The 14,776-nt window shown below is 67.0% G+C and carries 12 protein-coding genes; 7 read left to right on the top strand and 5 right to left on the bottom strand.

The features are described from left to right. Positions 1–56: 56 nt before the first annotated feature. Positions 57–590: a DUF3617 domain-containing protein gene (locus CHX26_RS13690; RefSeq protein WP_172449845.1), complete on the bottom strand. Its 534-nt coding sequence runs from the start codon at positions 588–590 to the stop codon at positions 57–59. A 123-nt stretch (positions 591–713) separates the two neighbouring features. On the opposite strand from CHX26_RS13690, the gene uvrB reads away from it, so the two are divergent. The 3 genes from uvrB to CHX26_RS13705 are packed head-to-tail and all read left to right on the top strand — an operon-like array spanning position 714 to position 5,040. Beyond that, positions 714–2,936 (top strand): excinuclease ABC subunit UvrB, encoded by a 2,223-nt coding sequence (uvrB, locus tag CHX26_RS13695; RefSeq protein ID WP_104942845.1) that lies wholly within the window; start codon positions 714–716, stop codon positions 2,934–2,936. 47 nt (positions 2,937–2,983) lie between these two features. Beyond that, positions 2,984–4,483 carry a S10 family peptidase gene (locus CHX26_RS13700; protein WP_104942846.1) on the top strand — a complete coding sequence of 500 codons (1,500 nt, stop codon included), beginning with the start codon at positions 2,984–2,986 and terminating at the stop codon, positions 4,481–4,483. Continuing rightward, a complete protein-coding gene (locus CHX26_RS13705; RefSeq protein WP_104942847.1) occupies positions 4,480–5,040 on the top strand; it encodes a hypothetical protein in 561 nt (186 codons plus the stop codon). Before CHX26_RS13700 ends, CHX26_RS13705 begins: the two co-directional genes overlap by 4 nt. On the opposite strand, the gene CHX26_RS13710 is transcribed toward CHX26_RS13705, so the two are convergent. Further along, positions 4,955–6,994, bottom strand: coding sequence for a protein-disulfide reductase DsbD family protein (locus CHX26_RS13710; protein WP_335682308.1), 2,040 nt, complete (start codon positions 6,992–6,994; stop codon positions 4,955–4,957). The two genes, CHX26_RS13705 and CHX26_RS13710, sit on opposite strands and share 86 nt — an antisense overlap. 125 nt (positions 6,995–7,119) lie before the next feature. On the opposite strand from CHX26_RS13710, the gene CHX26_RS13715 reads away from it, so the two are divergent. Next, positions 7,120–8,346, top strand: coding sequence for a UbiH/UbiF/VisC/COQ6 family ubiquinone biosynthesis hydroxylase (locus tag CHX26_RS13715; protein ID WP_104942848.1), 1,227 nt, complete (start codon positions 7,120–7,122; stop codon positions 8,344–8,346). A gap of 51 nt (positions 8,347–8,397) precedes the next feature. On the opposite strand, the gene CHX26_RS13720 is transcribed toward CHX26_RS13715, so the two are convergent. Genes CHX26_RS13720 through hemC form a run of 3 tightly spaced genes read right to left on the bottom strand, consistent with a single transcriptional unit; the run spans position 8,398 to position 11,038 of the window. Further along, positions 8,398–9,336, bottom strand: coding sequence for a hypothetical protein (locus tag CHX26_RS13720; protein ID WP_233997167.1), 939 nt, complete (start codon positions 9,334–9,336; stop codon positions 8,398–8,400). Positions 9,337–9,392: 56 nt separating this feature from the next. Next, positions 9,393–10,100 carry a uroporphyrinogen-III synthase gene (locus tag CHX26_RS13725; protein ID WP_104942850.1) on the bottom strand — a complete coding sequence of 236 codons (708 nt, stop codon included), beginning with the start codon at positions 10,098–10,100 and terminating at the stop codon, positions 9,393–9,395. Continuing rightward, complete coding sequence (gene hemC / locus CHX26_RS13730; protein ID WP_104942851.1) at positions 10,097–11,038, bottom strand: hydroxymethylbilane synthase; 942 nt, start codon at positions 11,036–11,038, stop codon at positions 10,097–10,099. The genes CHX26_RS13725 and hemC overlap by 4 nt, the downstream gene beginning before the upstream one ends. Positions 11,039–11,082: 44 nt before the next feature. On the opposite strand from hemC, the gene tsaD reads away from it, so the two are divergent. The 3 genes from tsaD to CHX26_RS13745 are packed head-to-tail and all read left to right on the top strand — an operon-like array spanning position 11,083 to position 14,722. Next, positions 11,083–12,168: a tRNA (adenosine(37)-N6)-threonylcarbamoyltransferase complex transferase subunit TsaD gene (gene tsaD / locus CHX26_RS13735; RefSeq protein WP_104942852.1), complete on the top strand. Its 1,086-nt coding sequence runs from the start codon at positions 11,083–11,085 to the stop codon at positions 12,166–12,168. After that, the gene (locus CHX26_RS13740) at positions 12,165–13,181 is read left to right on the top strand and encodes an NAD(P)H-dependent glycerol-3-phosphate dehydrogenase (RefSeq protein ID WP_104942853.1); all 1,017 of its coding nucleotides are present in this window, start codon (positions 12,165–12,167) and stop codon (positions 13,179–13,181) included. The genes tsaD and CHX26_RS13740 overlap by 4 nt, the downstream gene beginning before the upstream one ends. Next, the gene (locus CHX26_RS13745; RefSeq protein WP_104942854.1) at positions 13,178–14,722 is read left to right on the top strand and encodes a lipopolysaccharide biosynthesis protein; all 1,545 of its coding nucleotides are present in this window, start codon (positions 13,178–13,180) and stop codon (positions 14,720–14,722) included. The genes CHX26_RS13740 and CHX26_RS13745 overlap by 4 nt, the downstream gene beginning before the upstream one ends. The last annotated feature ends 54 nt before the right edge of the window (positions 14,723–14,776 follow it).

The raw sequence follows: 14,776 nt of genomic DNA on the forward strand, positions 1-14,776 counted from the left end.
TGAAGTGTAACGCGCGTAACAAATCCGACATAATTCAACGCGCGCTCATGGGGCGGCTACTTCACCTTGCAGTCGCCGATCCGCTCATGCTTGGCGGCAAAGCTCATCGTGCCTTCGCCCGCGCCGTCGAAATTCATTGCCATCTTGGCGGTGAAGTCGGACGTGGTGGGGGTGGCAGTGCCAGCCATCTCCATCCGTGCCGTGCCTTCAGGGGTCTTGCATACCATCACCGCATCGATCTCTCCGCCCGCGAGCCTGAAGCGTTCATAGCTGCATTCGCCGTTCTGCCCGCGCTTCATCATTTCCTCATAGCCCTTGGCAACATCTTCCTCGGTGAGGCAGTATTCGCTCGTCGTCGTCAGCCCTGCGCCATGCCCGGCCATTTCGGGCGGCATTCCGGGGATTTCGATCCCGGTCATGGTGATCGTCGCCTTGTACAGCCCCGGTTCGGGCCTGAGCCCCTGCGCCTCGGCTTGTTTGGCCGCTTCCTTGATGCTGACCTCGCCGTTGCCATCGGCGTCCGCATCATTGCTGGCCGAACACCCCGCCATCAGCGCCGCGCCGGCCGCTGCCATGATGATCCGCTTCATCCCGTAATCTCCTGATCGCGGGCCAGCCCCGTAAACAGCGGCCCCGTGAACACCAGCATAGCGCATTCCGGCAAGATTGCGCAGCCCTTCACAAGCAGCCCTGCACACCGCATATGCCACTGCATGGCCGAACTCGTGATCCGCCGCGGACTGGACGAGCCCGAAACGGGCGCCGATTTCGTCCCGCACCGCCCCGCCCGCCCCGACAAGTCGATGGGCGGCATCCCGTTCAAGCTGGTGTCGGACTATGAACCGGCAGGCGATCAGCCGAGCGCGATTGCCGAGCTTTGCGAAGGCGCGCTGGCGGGCGAGAAGACGCAGGTGCTGCTGGGCGTCACCGGATCGGGCAAGACCTTCACCATGGCCAAGGTGATCGAAACCCTCCAGCGCCCCGCCCTGATCCTTGCCCCGAACAAGATCCTCGCCGCGCAATTATACGGGGAATTCAAGAGCTTCTTCCCTGATAACGCAGTCGAGTACTTCGTCTCCTACTACGATTACTACCAGCCCGAAGCCTACGTCCCGCGCTCGGATACCTATATCGAGAAGGAAAGCTCGGTGAACGAGGCAATCGACCGGATGCGCCACTCGGCCACCCGGGCGCTGCTCGAACGCGATGACGTGATCATCGTCGCCTCGGTTTCGTGCCTCTACGGCATCGGGTCGGTCGAGACGTACTCAGCGATGATCTTCGACATCAAGGTGGGCGAAGTGGTCGACCAGCGCGAGTTGATCCGCAAGCTGGTCGCGCTGCAATACAAGAGGAACGACGCCGCCTTCACCCGCGGCTGTTTCCGGGTGCGCGGCGACAGCCTCGAAATCTTCCCCTCGCACTACGAGGACATGGCCTGGCGCGTGTCGTTCTTCGGCGACGAGATCGAGGCGATCAGCGAATTCGATCCGCTCACCGGCACCAAGGGCGCCGCGCTGGAGAAGGTGCGGGTTTATGCCAATTCGCACTATGTCACGCCCGGCCCAACGATGAAACAGGCCGCCGACGCCATCAAGTTCGAGCTTGAGGAACGGCTCAAGGAGCTGGAGGCCGAGGGCAAATTGCTCGAACGCCAGAGGCTGGAACAGCGCACGCATTTCGATCTGGAGATGATCGCAGCGACGGGCAGCTGCGCAGGCATTGAGAACTACTCGCGCTTCCTCACCGGCCGCCTGCCCGGCGAACCCCCGCCGACCCTGTTCGAATACCTGCCCGAAAACGCGCTTCTGTTTGTCGATGAAAGCCACCAGACCGTGCCGCAGATCGGCGCGATGGCGCGCGGGGACCACCGCCGCAAGCTGACGCTGGCCGAATACGGCTTCCGCCTGCCGAGCTGTATCGACAACCGGCCCTTGCGCTTCAACGAATGGGATGCGATGCGCCCGCAGACTTTCGCGGTCAGCGCCACGCCCGGCGGCTGGGAAATGGAGCAGACCGGCGGGGTCTTTGCCGAACAGGTGATCCGCCCCACCGGCCTGATCGACCCGCCGGTCGAAATCCGCCCCGTCGAGGATCAGGTGCAGGACTGCATCACCGAGTGCAAGGCGACCGCCGCCAAGGGCTACCGCACGCTCGTCACCACCCTGACCAAGCGCATGGCCGAGGACTTGACCGAATTCATGCACGAGGCGGGCGTGCGGGTGCGCTACATGCACTCCGACGTCGAGACGCTCGAGCGCATCGAGCTGATCCGCGACCTCAGGCTCGGGGTCTATGACGTGCTGGTCGGCATCAACCTGCTGCGCGAAGGCCTCGACATTCCCGAATGCGGGCTGGTGTGCATCCTCGATGCCGACAAGGAAGGCTTCCTGCGCAGTGAAACGTCGCTCATCCAGACCATCGGCCGCGCCGCGCGCAATGTCGATGGCCGGGTGATCCTTTACGCCGACCGCATCACCGGCTCGATGGAACGCGCGCTCGCCGAAACCGACCGCCGCCGCGCCAAGCAGCAGGCCTTCAACGAGGAACACGGCATCACGCCGCAAACCATCAAGCGCAACATCCACGACATCGTCGCCCACACCGCCTCGCGGGATGGCGTAGTGGTCGATACCGGCGACGAGGAGCGCAACAACCTCGTCGGACACAACCTCCGTTCCTACATCGAAGACCTCGAAAAGCGCATGCGCGAGGCGGCGGCGAACCTCGAATTCGAGGAAGCCGGACGCCTGCGCGACGAGATCCGGCGGCTGGAGGCGGACGAGTTGGGTTTGCCCGACGGGGCCTCAAGCAGCGGAGCGGTAGGCCAACAAAAACGCACGCCGATCGTGGGCCGCTCGAACGAAGGCAAGCCGGGGACGCGCAAGACCCGGTATGGCAAGACGCGCTACAAGCGGATGGGTGGGAAGCCCTAGGCGCGCCCCTTGAACGCGGGCGTTAACCCTGCCACTTCCCTCTCCCCATGAACGTCCGATTCCTTGGCCTGCTGGCCGCCGCCAGCGCCCTCGCCCTGACCGCACCGACCACCGCGCAGGATGCACCCACAAAGGCCGAGGCGTCCGCGCCCGAGCGGCAGGTGCGCAGCCGCGATCTCGCCGGCACCTTCGGCGGGCAGCGCGTCGCCTATCGTGCGACAATGGCCGACACGATCCTCACCGACGATGCGGGTAAGGCCGAGGCGGTGATCGTCACCACCTCCTATGTGAAGACCCCGGCCGATCCCTCGCGCCCGGTGTTCTTCATCTACAATGGCGGCCCCGGCTCGGGCTCGGTGTGGCTCCAGATGGGCGCCTTCGGGCCGAAGCGCGTCGCGATCCCCTCCGACGCGAAGGACGACGGCGCGCCGCCCTATCCGCTGCTCGACAACCCCGACAGCCTGCTCGACGTCGCCGATCTCGTCTTCATCGACCCGCCCGGCACCGGCTTCAGCTATCTGACGCCCGGCACCGATCCCAAGAAGTATTACGGCCTGAGGCAGGATGGCCGCGCCGTCGCCGACGTCATCCGGCGCTGGATCAACGACAATGGCCGCTGGTCGAGCCCCAAATATCTCGGCGGCGAAAGCTACGGCACCAGCCGCACCGCGATGGTGGTCGATGAACTCGAAGGCGGCACCTACAACGATGTCGGCCTCAACGGGCTGATCCTGATTTCCACCATTCTCGATTTCGCGGGCCGCGAGCCCACGCCGGGAAACGAGATGGCCTATGTCGTTACCCTGCCCAACATGGCGGCGGCGGCCTATTATCACGGCAAGGTCGAAGCGCCTTCGGTCGAGGCGATTGCCGAGGAAGCGCGCCGCTTTGCCATCGGGCCTTTCGCCTCGGCGCTGCTCAAGGGGCAGGATCTGCCGCAGGCCGAGCGCGAGGCCGTGCGCCGCGAACTCTCCCGCCTCACCGGCCTTTCCGAGGAATATCTCGAACAGGCCAACCTGCGCGTCACTGATCAGCGGTTCTACAAGGAGCTGCTGCGCGACCGCGGGCTCACCATCGGCAGGCTCGACGCACGCTACACCGGCACGGATTACGACAACGCGGGCGAAACCCCGGATGCCGACCCGAGCTTCTACGGGATCGACGCCGGCTATACCGCCGCGATCAACCAGTGGGCGCGCGAAACGCTGGGCTACACCACTGATCGGCAATACATGTCGATCGGCAATGTCGGCGGGCAGTGGGACTGGTCGCTCGGCAGCGGCTGGGGGCGCAATGCCTATCTCAACATCGCCCCGCTGGTGGGCAAGGCGATGCGCCAGAACTCAGGCCTCAGGGTGTTCAACGCACAAGGCTGGTACGATTTCGCCACGCCCTTCTTCGGCGCGGAATATTCGCTGAAGCGCACCGGCATTCCGCAGGACCGGATCACCTGGAAATATTACGATGCGGGCCACATGATGTATATCCGCGACGAGGACCGCGCCAAGCTTTCCGCTGATATCCGCGCTTTCATTCGCGCCCGATGAAGGCCCGGACGCTTCTGGTCCTTGCGGCGCTCGCGGGCGGGGCGGCAGGTTGTAAGCCGCCGCCCACCGATGCTGCCGTGGCGCGCGTTTCCCTGCTCACGGCAAGCGGGCCTTCTGCGCCCCTGCCCTCGCCCGACACGACCTTGGCGGCATGGACCAGCACGGCCAATCCGCTGCGCCTTGTCTATGGCGAGCCGGGCAAGCCGGTGCTGGTGGCGCTGGAATGCATCGCTCCGGCAACGCCCGAGGCGCAGTTGAGGATCACCCGCCACGCCCCGGCTGATGAGGGCGCGGGCGCGCTGCTGGCGCTGATCGGCAATGGCAGGATCGGACGCTTCCCCGTCGATGCCACCGATTTCGGCGGGCGCGCGCTATGGCAGGGCGAGGTTTCCGCGCTTCTGCCCGAATGGGACGCATTGAAACCCGAACGCGAGGCGACCGTCACGGTGCCGGGCGCGGGGCTGGTGAAGCTTAATCCGAGCCCGCTGCCGATGCAGCTGGTGGAGGCGTGCCGGGGGGAGCCTGACGCGCGCGATCTTCCAGCAACTCCGGCGTAAGCACCTGCGGCAATTGCTCTGCGGCAACGGCTCGCGGTGCATACCACAGGTAAAGCGGCACGCCCGCCGCACCCTGTTCGGTCAGGAAGGCAGTGATCGCCGGATCACGCACCGTCCAGTCGCCCACCATCGTCACCACGCCCGCATCCTCGAAAGCATCGCGCACACTTTCCCGCTCGATCGCAGCGGCTTCATTGACCTTGCAAGTGACGCACCAATCGGCGGTGAACCACACGAACACCGGCTTGCCTGAGGCCCGTGCTTCGGCAAGGGCATCGCGGCTGAAGGCGAGAGGCTTGTGAATGCTCGCCTTGGCCTGCGCGCTCCTCGCTTCGTAGACCGAAGGCAGGCCAATCGCGGCAAAGGCGATGAACGGCGCGGCGACAAGGCCGAAGGCGGGCCAGGCCAGCTTGCCCTTGCGCTGCAGCCTGCCGACCACCAGCAGCGCCAGCACCACGCCCGCCACCAGCAGCAGCGCGATCAGGCCAAAGGGCCGCCCACCCAGCTGCACCGTCAGCCACAGCAGGGCCAGCGCGGTGAGGCCCATCGGGATCGCCATGATCCGCCGGAACCGCTCCATCCACGCGCCGGGTCGCGGCAGCATACGGCGCAAGGGCGGGATGAAGCCGAGCAACAGAAACGGCAGCGCCAGGCCCAGCCCCAGCAATGCGAACAGCAGCAGAGCCTGCGGTGTCGGCAACAATAGCGCAGCCCCCAAAGCCGCCGCCATGAAGGGGCCAGTACAAGGCGTGGCGACGAAGGCCGCCAGCAGCCCGGTCGCGAAAGCCCCGGCGCGCTCTCCCCCCATGCTGACCGAGACCGCAGGCAAATCGAACAATCCGGCAAAGTTGGCGGTAATCGCGGCGGCCAGCACCAGCAGGGCGACGACCACGCCCGGCTCCTGCAACTGGAACGCCCAGCCCACCTGCTCTCCCGCCGCCCGCAGGGCCAGCAGCAACGCGCCCAGCGCCGTGCAGGCAAGCACCACCCCTGCCGTATAGGCCAGCCCCTCGGCCCGCGCTTTCGCCTCTCTCGCCCCGGCCCGTGCGAGTGTCAGCGCCTTCAGGCTCAGGATCGGAAAGACGCAGGGCATGATGTTGAGCAGCAGGCCCCCGGCCAGCGCGCCGAGAATCAGCGTCCACAGCGGCGGGGTAGCGGCCGCCTTCGGCCCGGCGATCAGCTCTCCGCCGGTCGGCACTGCGCCGCGCTCCGCCGCAAACCGCACCCCGGCGCCATCGCCAAAGGCGAGCATCCCGGATACCACATCCGCCTTGCCCGTGCCGAACCGGTCGAGCGGAATCTCGGCCACCAGCACATCGCCCGCACGGCGGAAGGTCTGCTGCGCGGCGTAAGCGACGAGCCGTTCGTTGGCGATGAAGACATGCGGATCGCTCAGCGCCACGCCTGCGGGAAGCGGGATGCCGATACGGATGGTGCGTCCCCGGATCGCAAAGCTGGCTTTGGCGTCCAGCAAGGGTGCGACCTCAGCCCGCCAGCGCGCGAAATCACCGCCGTCGACGCCGCGCAGCACCGCATCTTGCGGCACGCAGATCTGATCGGTGCAGGCGAGGTATTCGACATGGCCGGTAACCGACGTGGCCCCGCGCTCCTTCAGGCTCGGCCCCGGAACGACCGGCACCAGCACGGTGTAAGGCCCTTCATAGATGTGGTTCATCAGCCCGCTGATCGTCAGGCGCTGCGGCACCGGATAGCGCGGCTCGCCCATCTCCCAATCGGGCGGAAGATCAAGCGTCAGGCGCATCCCCTGCCCCGCATCGCCGGGGTTCGACCAATAGCCATGCCATTCGCGCGATTTGGGCGTGAAACGCAGCGCCAGCAGCCATTCGCGTCCTTCTGCCGGAGCGCCATCGGCAAACAGGCTCACCGCGATATTGTCGTCCCCGTACAGCGCCTTGCGCTCGGCAGTCTGGGCATGGGCCACGCCTGCCAGCAACGCACTTGCGACAAGCGCAAGCCAGCATGCAAGCAATTGTCGGACAGGATGCGGGAAGGTTCTTGCGCGGGACACGGCCAACCCTCTAGGCTCACGCGACAACTGACGCAATCGGAGCCGACACGGTGACAGCCACTTCCCATGAAACCCGCGATCTGGTGATCCTAGGCGGAGGGCTGGTCGGCATGACACTGGCGCTGGCTGCAGCAAAGAAGGGCATTTCCAGCCACGTGATCGACCGCGCCGACCCGGCGGAACTCACCGCCGAAGGCTTCGACGACCGTGCGACCGCGATCTCGACCGCGAGCTGGCACCTGTTCGAGAATATCGGCATTGCCGAGGGTCTGGAACAATTCGCCTGCGATATTGCGGCCATCGCGGTGACCGATCAGAACAAGCCCGGCCGGCTCGATTTCGTCCCTGGCGAGGGTGACGGCACGCTCGGGCGGATGTTCCCCAACCGCCGCCTGCGCCTCGCGCTGTTCGAGGCTGCGGCGAAGGAGCCGCTGATCGAATGGACGTCGCTCGCCACAGTGGTGGAACGCCAGCGCAGCGAATATGGCGTCGCCGCCGTGCTGGCCGACGGGCGCAAGTTCAAGGGCCGCCTGATGATCGCCGCCGAGGGGCGCCAGTCGCCGACGCGCGATTCCGCCGGCATCTCGATCGCCAAGTGGGATTACAAGCACCGCGCGATCATCGCCGGGCTGACCCATGAAAAGCCGCACGGCAATGTCGCATGGGAGATCTTCTACCCTGCCGGGCCGTTCGCGCTGCTGCCGCTGAACGACGATGCGGACGGCACCCACCGATCCTCGCTGGTGTGGACCGTGTCGGAAGCGGACGCGGCGGGCGTCACCAAGCTGGGCGATCGCGCATTTCTGGCCGAGGTCGAAAAGCGCATGGGCGGCGTGCTGGGCAAGGTGTTGAGCGTCGGACACCGCTCGTCCTACCCGCTGGGCTTCCACCACACGGCCAAGATCACCGCAGAACGCCTCGCCCTGATCGGGGATTCTGCCCATGGCATCCATCCCATCGCCGGGCAGGGTTTGAACCTTGGCCTGCGCGATGTCGGCGCGCTGGTCGAAGTGCTGGCGGACGGGGCGCGGCTCGGGCTTGATCCGGGCGACCCGGAATTGCTCAAGCGTTACGAGACATGGCGCGGGCTCGACAGCTTCATGGTGGCACTGGCGACCGACGGCCTCACCCGCCTGTTCGGCGTTCCCGGCAAGACGGCGAGCGCCGTGCGGCGGCTCGGCATGGCGGCAGTGCAGCGCACGCCGATGCTCAAGCAGTTCTTCATGGACGAGGCGCGCGGGGTATCGGGGGATCTGCCGGAATTGCTGCGGGGGTGAACAATTCCGATTTCCCCGTCACCCCCGCGAAAGCTAGGGTGACGGATGCCGCTAAGGCCGCACCAGCGGGCTCAATTGCCGCACCGGGTTGCCCGCCCCGTCGCGCAATCCGCGCTGATCGAGCACGGCGGCGGTCTCGATCACTTCCAGCGCCTCCATCGCCTTGCGATAGCGTTCCGCATCCTTGATCCATGCCTCGGCCTTGGCGGCGCCGGGCATTCCCTTCACCTCGTCGATCGCGGCGCGATAACGCCCCTGTTCGAGCGCCCAGCGCGCGCGCTCAAGGCGACGTTGCGGCTGGGGCGAGGGGGTGCTTTCACGACGGAACACGAACAGCTGGCTCAATTCACGCTGGAACACGTCCCATGACGGCCCCTCACTGGTTTCACGCAGCTGCGGTCCGAGCCCTTCCAGTCGTGCCACGAGACTATCGAGCCGGATCGGATCGCGCGAGAATTCGATGATGGTGCTTACCGCATTGGGCCACTGATCGCCAAAGCGCAGACGCAGCTGATCCGACAGGTAGCCAAGCTCCGCCCCGCGTTCGACCGCGCGGCGCGTGGCGAAAGCAATCAGCAGGCTTTCCGCGCGCGCAGCATTTCCGGCAGCGGCCTGTGCCTGAAGATCGAGCTGGGTGAGCCGCTGTTCGGCGGCCGCAAGCCGCTGATCGAGCCCGCCCTGCTGTTCGGCAACGCGCTCCACCGCTTGCTCGGTCGCGGCGCGCGGTGTGGGACTAGCCGTCAGTCCGGCACTGGGCGTAGCAGCAGGCTCAAGCGCGCGTTCACCCCCGCCGCCTTCGGCTCCGGCCACCGTCTCGACATCCGGCGCAGCCATGCGACCAGGCTGAAGATTGTACCACATCACCCAGCCGACCAGCACGCCCCCGGCGATGAAAGCCGCCAACGCGGCCAGCAGCATCGCCCGCCCGGACGGCGGCTTGCGGCGCGAGCCATATTGCGATGCACCCGGTTGCCCAGCTTGCGTAGCCATTCTGTTCCGTTCTGCGACCCTGTCTGCCTGATCCCCCGTTGCCGCACTTACGGCTGTCAGGAGGGGACAACGGGATTGAAGCGCGGGTTCTGACACAAGTCCAGCACCATTTCCAGCAAGGCTGTCTCGTCAGGCCGGACTGCGGTGTGGACAGCGCCCCAGCCGCCCCCGGCAGCATCAGCAATGCGCGGGCCGAGCGCGGCGAGCGCGATGCTGCGGCGGGTCAGCGCCAGCCGGTCGCATTCGGCAGCAAAGTGGCGCGCGGTGGCGGCGGAGTGGAGCAGCACCAGCGCCTTGCCCGAAGCGAGCAGGGGCATGGCCGGATCAAGCGGCAGGCTGACGCTGCGATAGGCGATCACCTCATCGAAGGTGACGCCCGGCGGAGGCTTAAGCTCAATGCGTTCCTCGCCTGCGATGCGCAGCAGATTTGTGGGGCCGGAGATCGCGTCTAGCACGCCCTGAAGTCCCCCGCTCCCCACCATGGCGAGAGTAAACCCCGCCGCGCGGGCGGCAGCTGCGGTCGCCTCGCCGACGGCGTAAACGGGTTTGTCAGCAAGCCGGGCGAGGCCATTGCCGCCGTGCAGGATCGCATTGGCGCTGCCGATCAGCAGGCCGTCATAAGCCCCCGGATCAGGGCAATCCCATGCCACCGTTCGGATTTCCGACAAGGCATGACCCGTGATCGCAAGCCCTGCCGCGCGGGCCTTTTCCAGCGTCGCGGCAAGGCCCGGTTCGGGCCTGAGCGCGAGGCAGTGGAAGCTCACCTTGCGGCCCGGAAATGCGGCGCGATGCCTGGCGTGGCGCGGGCGAGCAGATTGGCGGCCAAAGCCCTGACCGGCGCATGATCGCCGGGAACAAAACTGGCGCTCCCCTCGATCCGTTCGGAGCCATCAGGGCTGAACAGCGCAGCGCGCATGGTGCATTCGCCCTCCTCCAACTCGCACAGCACCGCGACCGGAGAATGGCAGGTGCCACCCAGTTCAGCGAGCAAGGCACGTTCAGCCTCAAGCTCCGCCCGGGTGGGCGCATGGTTGATGGCGGCGAGCAAGGCGGTGGTGACGGCATCATCGGCACGGCATTCGATCGCGATCACGCCCTGCGCAGCGGCGGGGATCCATTCGTCCTTGTCCAGCGGATGGCCGACGCCCGACTGATCCAGCCGCTCAAGCCCGGCGGCAGCAAGGAAAGTCACGTCAGCCTCGCCCTCTGCCAGTTTCTTGAGGCGCGTGGCGACATTGCCGCGAAAGGTCACGACCTTGCAATCGGGGCGCAGGTTCAGCAGCTGCGAAGCGCGCCGGGGTGCGCTGGTGCCAACGACCGCGCCCTGCGGGATCGCGGCGATGCTTGCCGCCCCCACCAGACAATCGCGCCGGTCGGCACGCGGGAGGAAGGCGGGGAAGTGGAATTCGGGCGGGCGGATCGTCTCGACATCCTTGGCCGAATGCACCGACAGGTCGATCCGCCCCTCGCCCAGCCATTGATCGAGCTCCTTGGTCCACAGCGCCTTGCCGCCGATTTCCGACAAGGGCCGGTCGAGCACCTTGTCGCCGCTGGCAAGAACGGGGACGAGTTCGACCTCGTCCTCGGCCCAGCCGTGGGCAGCGCACAGCCTTGCGCGGGTCTCGTAAGCCTGGGCCATCGCCAGCGGAGAATTGCGGGTGCCGAGGCGAAGTCTCGGGCTGCGTTTGGATGCTTCGTTCATAGCTGTGCTTGCTCTAGCCTTCACAAAGACTAGATGGAAGCCGGATGGGATCGGCAACGCACACCTCTGACAGCCAACTTGCGCCCCCGCTGGTGCTGGGCATCGAATCAAGCTGCGATGAAACCGCGGTCGCGCTGGTGCGCGGCGACGGGACGATCGTCGCGCAGGCGATCGCCAGTCAGGAAGCCGAACACGCGCCCTATGGCGGCGTCGTCCCAGAAATCGCCGCGCGCGCCCATGCCGAACGGCTCGCCCCAATGCTGGAAAAGGTGATGGGCGAGGCGGGTGTAGCCCTTGATGAGGTGGACGCCATTGCTGCCACCGCCGGGCCGGGACTGATCGGCGGCGTGATGGTCGGCCTCGTCAGCGCCAAGGCGCTGGCAATGGCGTCAGGCAAGCCGCTGCTGGCGGTCAACCATCTGGAGGGCCACGCGCTGTCCCCCCGCCTTGCGGATCGCGACCTCGCCTTTCCCTATCTGCTGCTGCTGGTCTCGGGCGGGCATTGCCAGATCCTCGCCGTCGAGGGCGTGGGCCGCTACCGCCGCCTTGCCACCACCATCGACGATGCGCTGGGCGAGGCGTTCGACAAGACCGCCAAGATCCTCGGGCTCGGCTATCCCGGCGGGCCTGCGGTGGAGCGGCTGGCGCTGGAAGGTGACCCGAAGGCAGTGCCTCTGCCCCGGCCGCTCAAGGGATCAGCGGAACCGCATTTCTCCTTTGCCGGGCTCAAGAGCGCGGTGCTGCGGGCAGTCGAAAGCGGGGCGCACGCGCCCGCCGATATCGCCGCGAGTTTCCAGCAGGCGGCGGTGGAATGCCTGATCGACCGGCTGAAGCGTGCGCTTGAGACCGTCGGCCCCTTCCCCGCGCTGGTCGTTGCAGGCGGCGTTGCTGCGAACAAGACGGTGCGCGGCGCATTGGAAGCCCTCGCGGCCAGACATGGGATGCGCTTCACCGCGCCGCCGCTGGCACTTTGCACCGATAATGCCGCGATGATCGCCTGGGCCGGGTGCGAGCGGCTGGCGCTGGAAGGCGAAGGCTTTGCGGGCGACCCGCTCGATTTCATCGCAAGGCCGCGCTGGCCGCTCGACCCGGCGGCAGAGGTCGTGCGCGGCGCGGGAGTGAAGGCATGAGCCAGCGCAAGACCCTCGGCGTCATAGGCGCGGGCGCCTGGGGAACGGCGCTGGCGCAAATGCTCGCCTCTGACGGGCGCGAGGTGATCCTGTGGGCTTACGAGCCTGAGGTCGTCGCCGCGATCAACGCTGACCACCGCAACCCGCTCTACCTGCCGTCTGCCACCCTCGCGCCGACGATCCGCGCGACCGGCGAGCTTGCCGATCTGGCCACCATCGACACCGTGCTGGTCGTCACCCCGGCGCAGGTGCTGGGCAAGGTGCTGGGGGGCCTCGCGCATCCCCCGCGCGATTTGGTGCTGTGCTCCAAGGGGATCGAGGCGGGCAGCGGGCGCCTGATGAACGATGTCGCGCGCGAAGCCTCGCCCGGCAGCGCCATCGCCGTACTCTCCGGGCCGACCTTCGCCCATGAAGTCGCCGCCGGGCTGCCGACCGCGGTCACTCTGGCCTGCGAAGGCGGCGGGGAGCAGTGGGCGCGGCTTGCCCCGGCCATCGCGCGGCCTGCCTTCCGGCCCTATTATTCCGACGACGTGACCGGCGCGGAAATCGGCGGCGCAGTCAAGAACGTGCTGGCCATCGCCTGCGGCGTGGTCGAGGGCCTGGCGCTCGGCCAGAACGCCCGCGCGGCGCTGATCGCACGGGGCTTCAGCGAAATGACGCGCTTCGGCGAAGCCCTGGGAGCGCAGACCGAGACACTGGCGGGCCTGTGCGGTCTTGGGGATCTGGTGTTGACCTGTTCCAGCACCTCCAGTCGCAACTTCAGCCTCGGCAAGGCGCTCGGCGAAGGCGCATCCGCGGCCGACCTGATGGCTGACCGCCACACCGTGGCCGAGGGCGCCCATACCGCGCCGGTGCTTGCCGAACTGGCCGGTCAGCGCGGCATCGCCATGCCGATCGTTGCAGCGGTGAATGCGATCCTTGGCGGTGCCAATGCCCGCGCCGTGGTCGCCGAATTGCTCGCCCGCCCGCTCACTGCCGAGCTCGACAGTGATGCCAAGGACATCGAGGCGTGAGCCAGCCCCCCGCCACTCCTCCCGCTGCCGCCGCGCCAGACGACAGCGACGATCTCGCCACGCTGGCCAAGGGCGGACGCACCAACACGCTGGGCTTCGTGATCCGGCTGGTGGCGCGCATCCCGTTCCTCGTTATCGCCACCCGGCTTTACGGGGCCGAAGCGCTGGGCCGGTTTGCCTCGGCGCTGGTGCTGATCGAGATTGTCGCGCTGATCTGCTCGCTCGGCGAAAAGCGCGGGCTGGCGCAGCGCCTGTCCGAAGGTGCGGGCGAGAACCGGGCGGCGGAAACCAACCTTGTCTATGACGGTATCCTGCTGGCGCTGATCTATTCCGGCCTCGCCGCCGCGCTGCTGCTGGCGTTCCCCGAACCGATGTTTCCCAACGGGACGAACAGCGCATGGGACATCTGGCTGGTCGCCACCATCCCCGCCTTTGCCGTGACCGAGATCCTGCTCGCCGCGCAGGCCTATCGCTACGACATCGGCACCACGGTGCGCACCCGTGCGGTGGTGGAGCCCTGGACGATCTCGATCGGCGCCGGCGTATTCTTCTTCATCCCGGCGACCCGCGATGCGGGTCTGGCGCTGGCCTTCATCTCTTCGATCTTTGCCGGACTGCTGACCGCCTTGTGGCCGTTCCTGCGCACCTATGGCTTGCCCCGCAACTGGCAGCCCCAGGCCCGCGCGATGGCCGCCATGTCGGCGCGCGCCTTCCCGATTGTCGGGGCCGACGCCATCGAGCGCGGGACGCGGCTGCTCGATATCTTCATCCTCGGCCTGTTCGCGCCGCCGCAGGCGGTGGGGATCTATTATGCCGCGCAGCAGATCGCGAGTTTGCCGCAGAAGCTGAAAACCTCGTTCGAGCCGATCCTCTCGCCGGTCATCACCAAGAACCTCCGCATCGGCAACATGGAGGCCATCGCCGCGCAGGTGCGGCAGGTGGGCTTCTGGATCATCGCGGTGCAGCTCGGCATCGCGCTGGTGCTGGGCGTGCCGGGCGAGGCGGTGATGGGTCTGTGGGGGCCGGACTATGTGGCCGGCACCGCCGCACTGGCGTTTCTGCTCGCTGCCGAAGTCGCCGCTTCGATGGCGGTCGTGTCGGAAAGCGTGCTGGTCTATATCGCCCGCAAGCGCAATCTGGCGATTTCGGTGGGTGTGATCGCGCTGCAGGCGGGACTGACCATCGCCCTGATCGAACTCGCCGACGCCTACGGGCTGGGCAAGGGATATGAAGCGGCAGGCGCGGCGGGCGCACTGCTGATCGCGCTGGCGGTGTCGAGCCTCATCAAGGCGCTGCTGCTCAAGCATCTGCTGAAAGCGCCCGTATCGAACTGGCGCTGGGCGCTGGTCTATGCCGCAGCACCTGCAGTGGTGGTGGGCTACGCGTTCACCTGGCTGCCGGAATGGATGGAGCTGGTGATCGGCATCCCTGCCGTGCTGGCGACCTATGCCGCAGTGATCTGGCGGCGCGGCTTCGATGAGAATGACAAGGTGCTGTTTCGCAAGAATGTCGTCCCTGTGCATGACACGCCATCGGCCTGAGAGCATCTACAGCCCGCCATCGGAGGGGCTGCAAGGGCGACAGCACGCCCGCAG

The sequence above is a fragment of the Porphyrobacter sp. HT-58-2 genome, from assembly GCF_002952215.1.
Lineage (GTDB): Bacteria > Pseudomonadota > Alphaproteobacteria > Sphingomonadales > Sphingomonadaceae > Erythrobacter.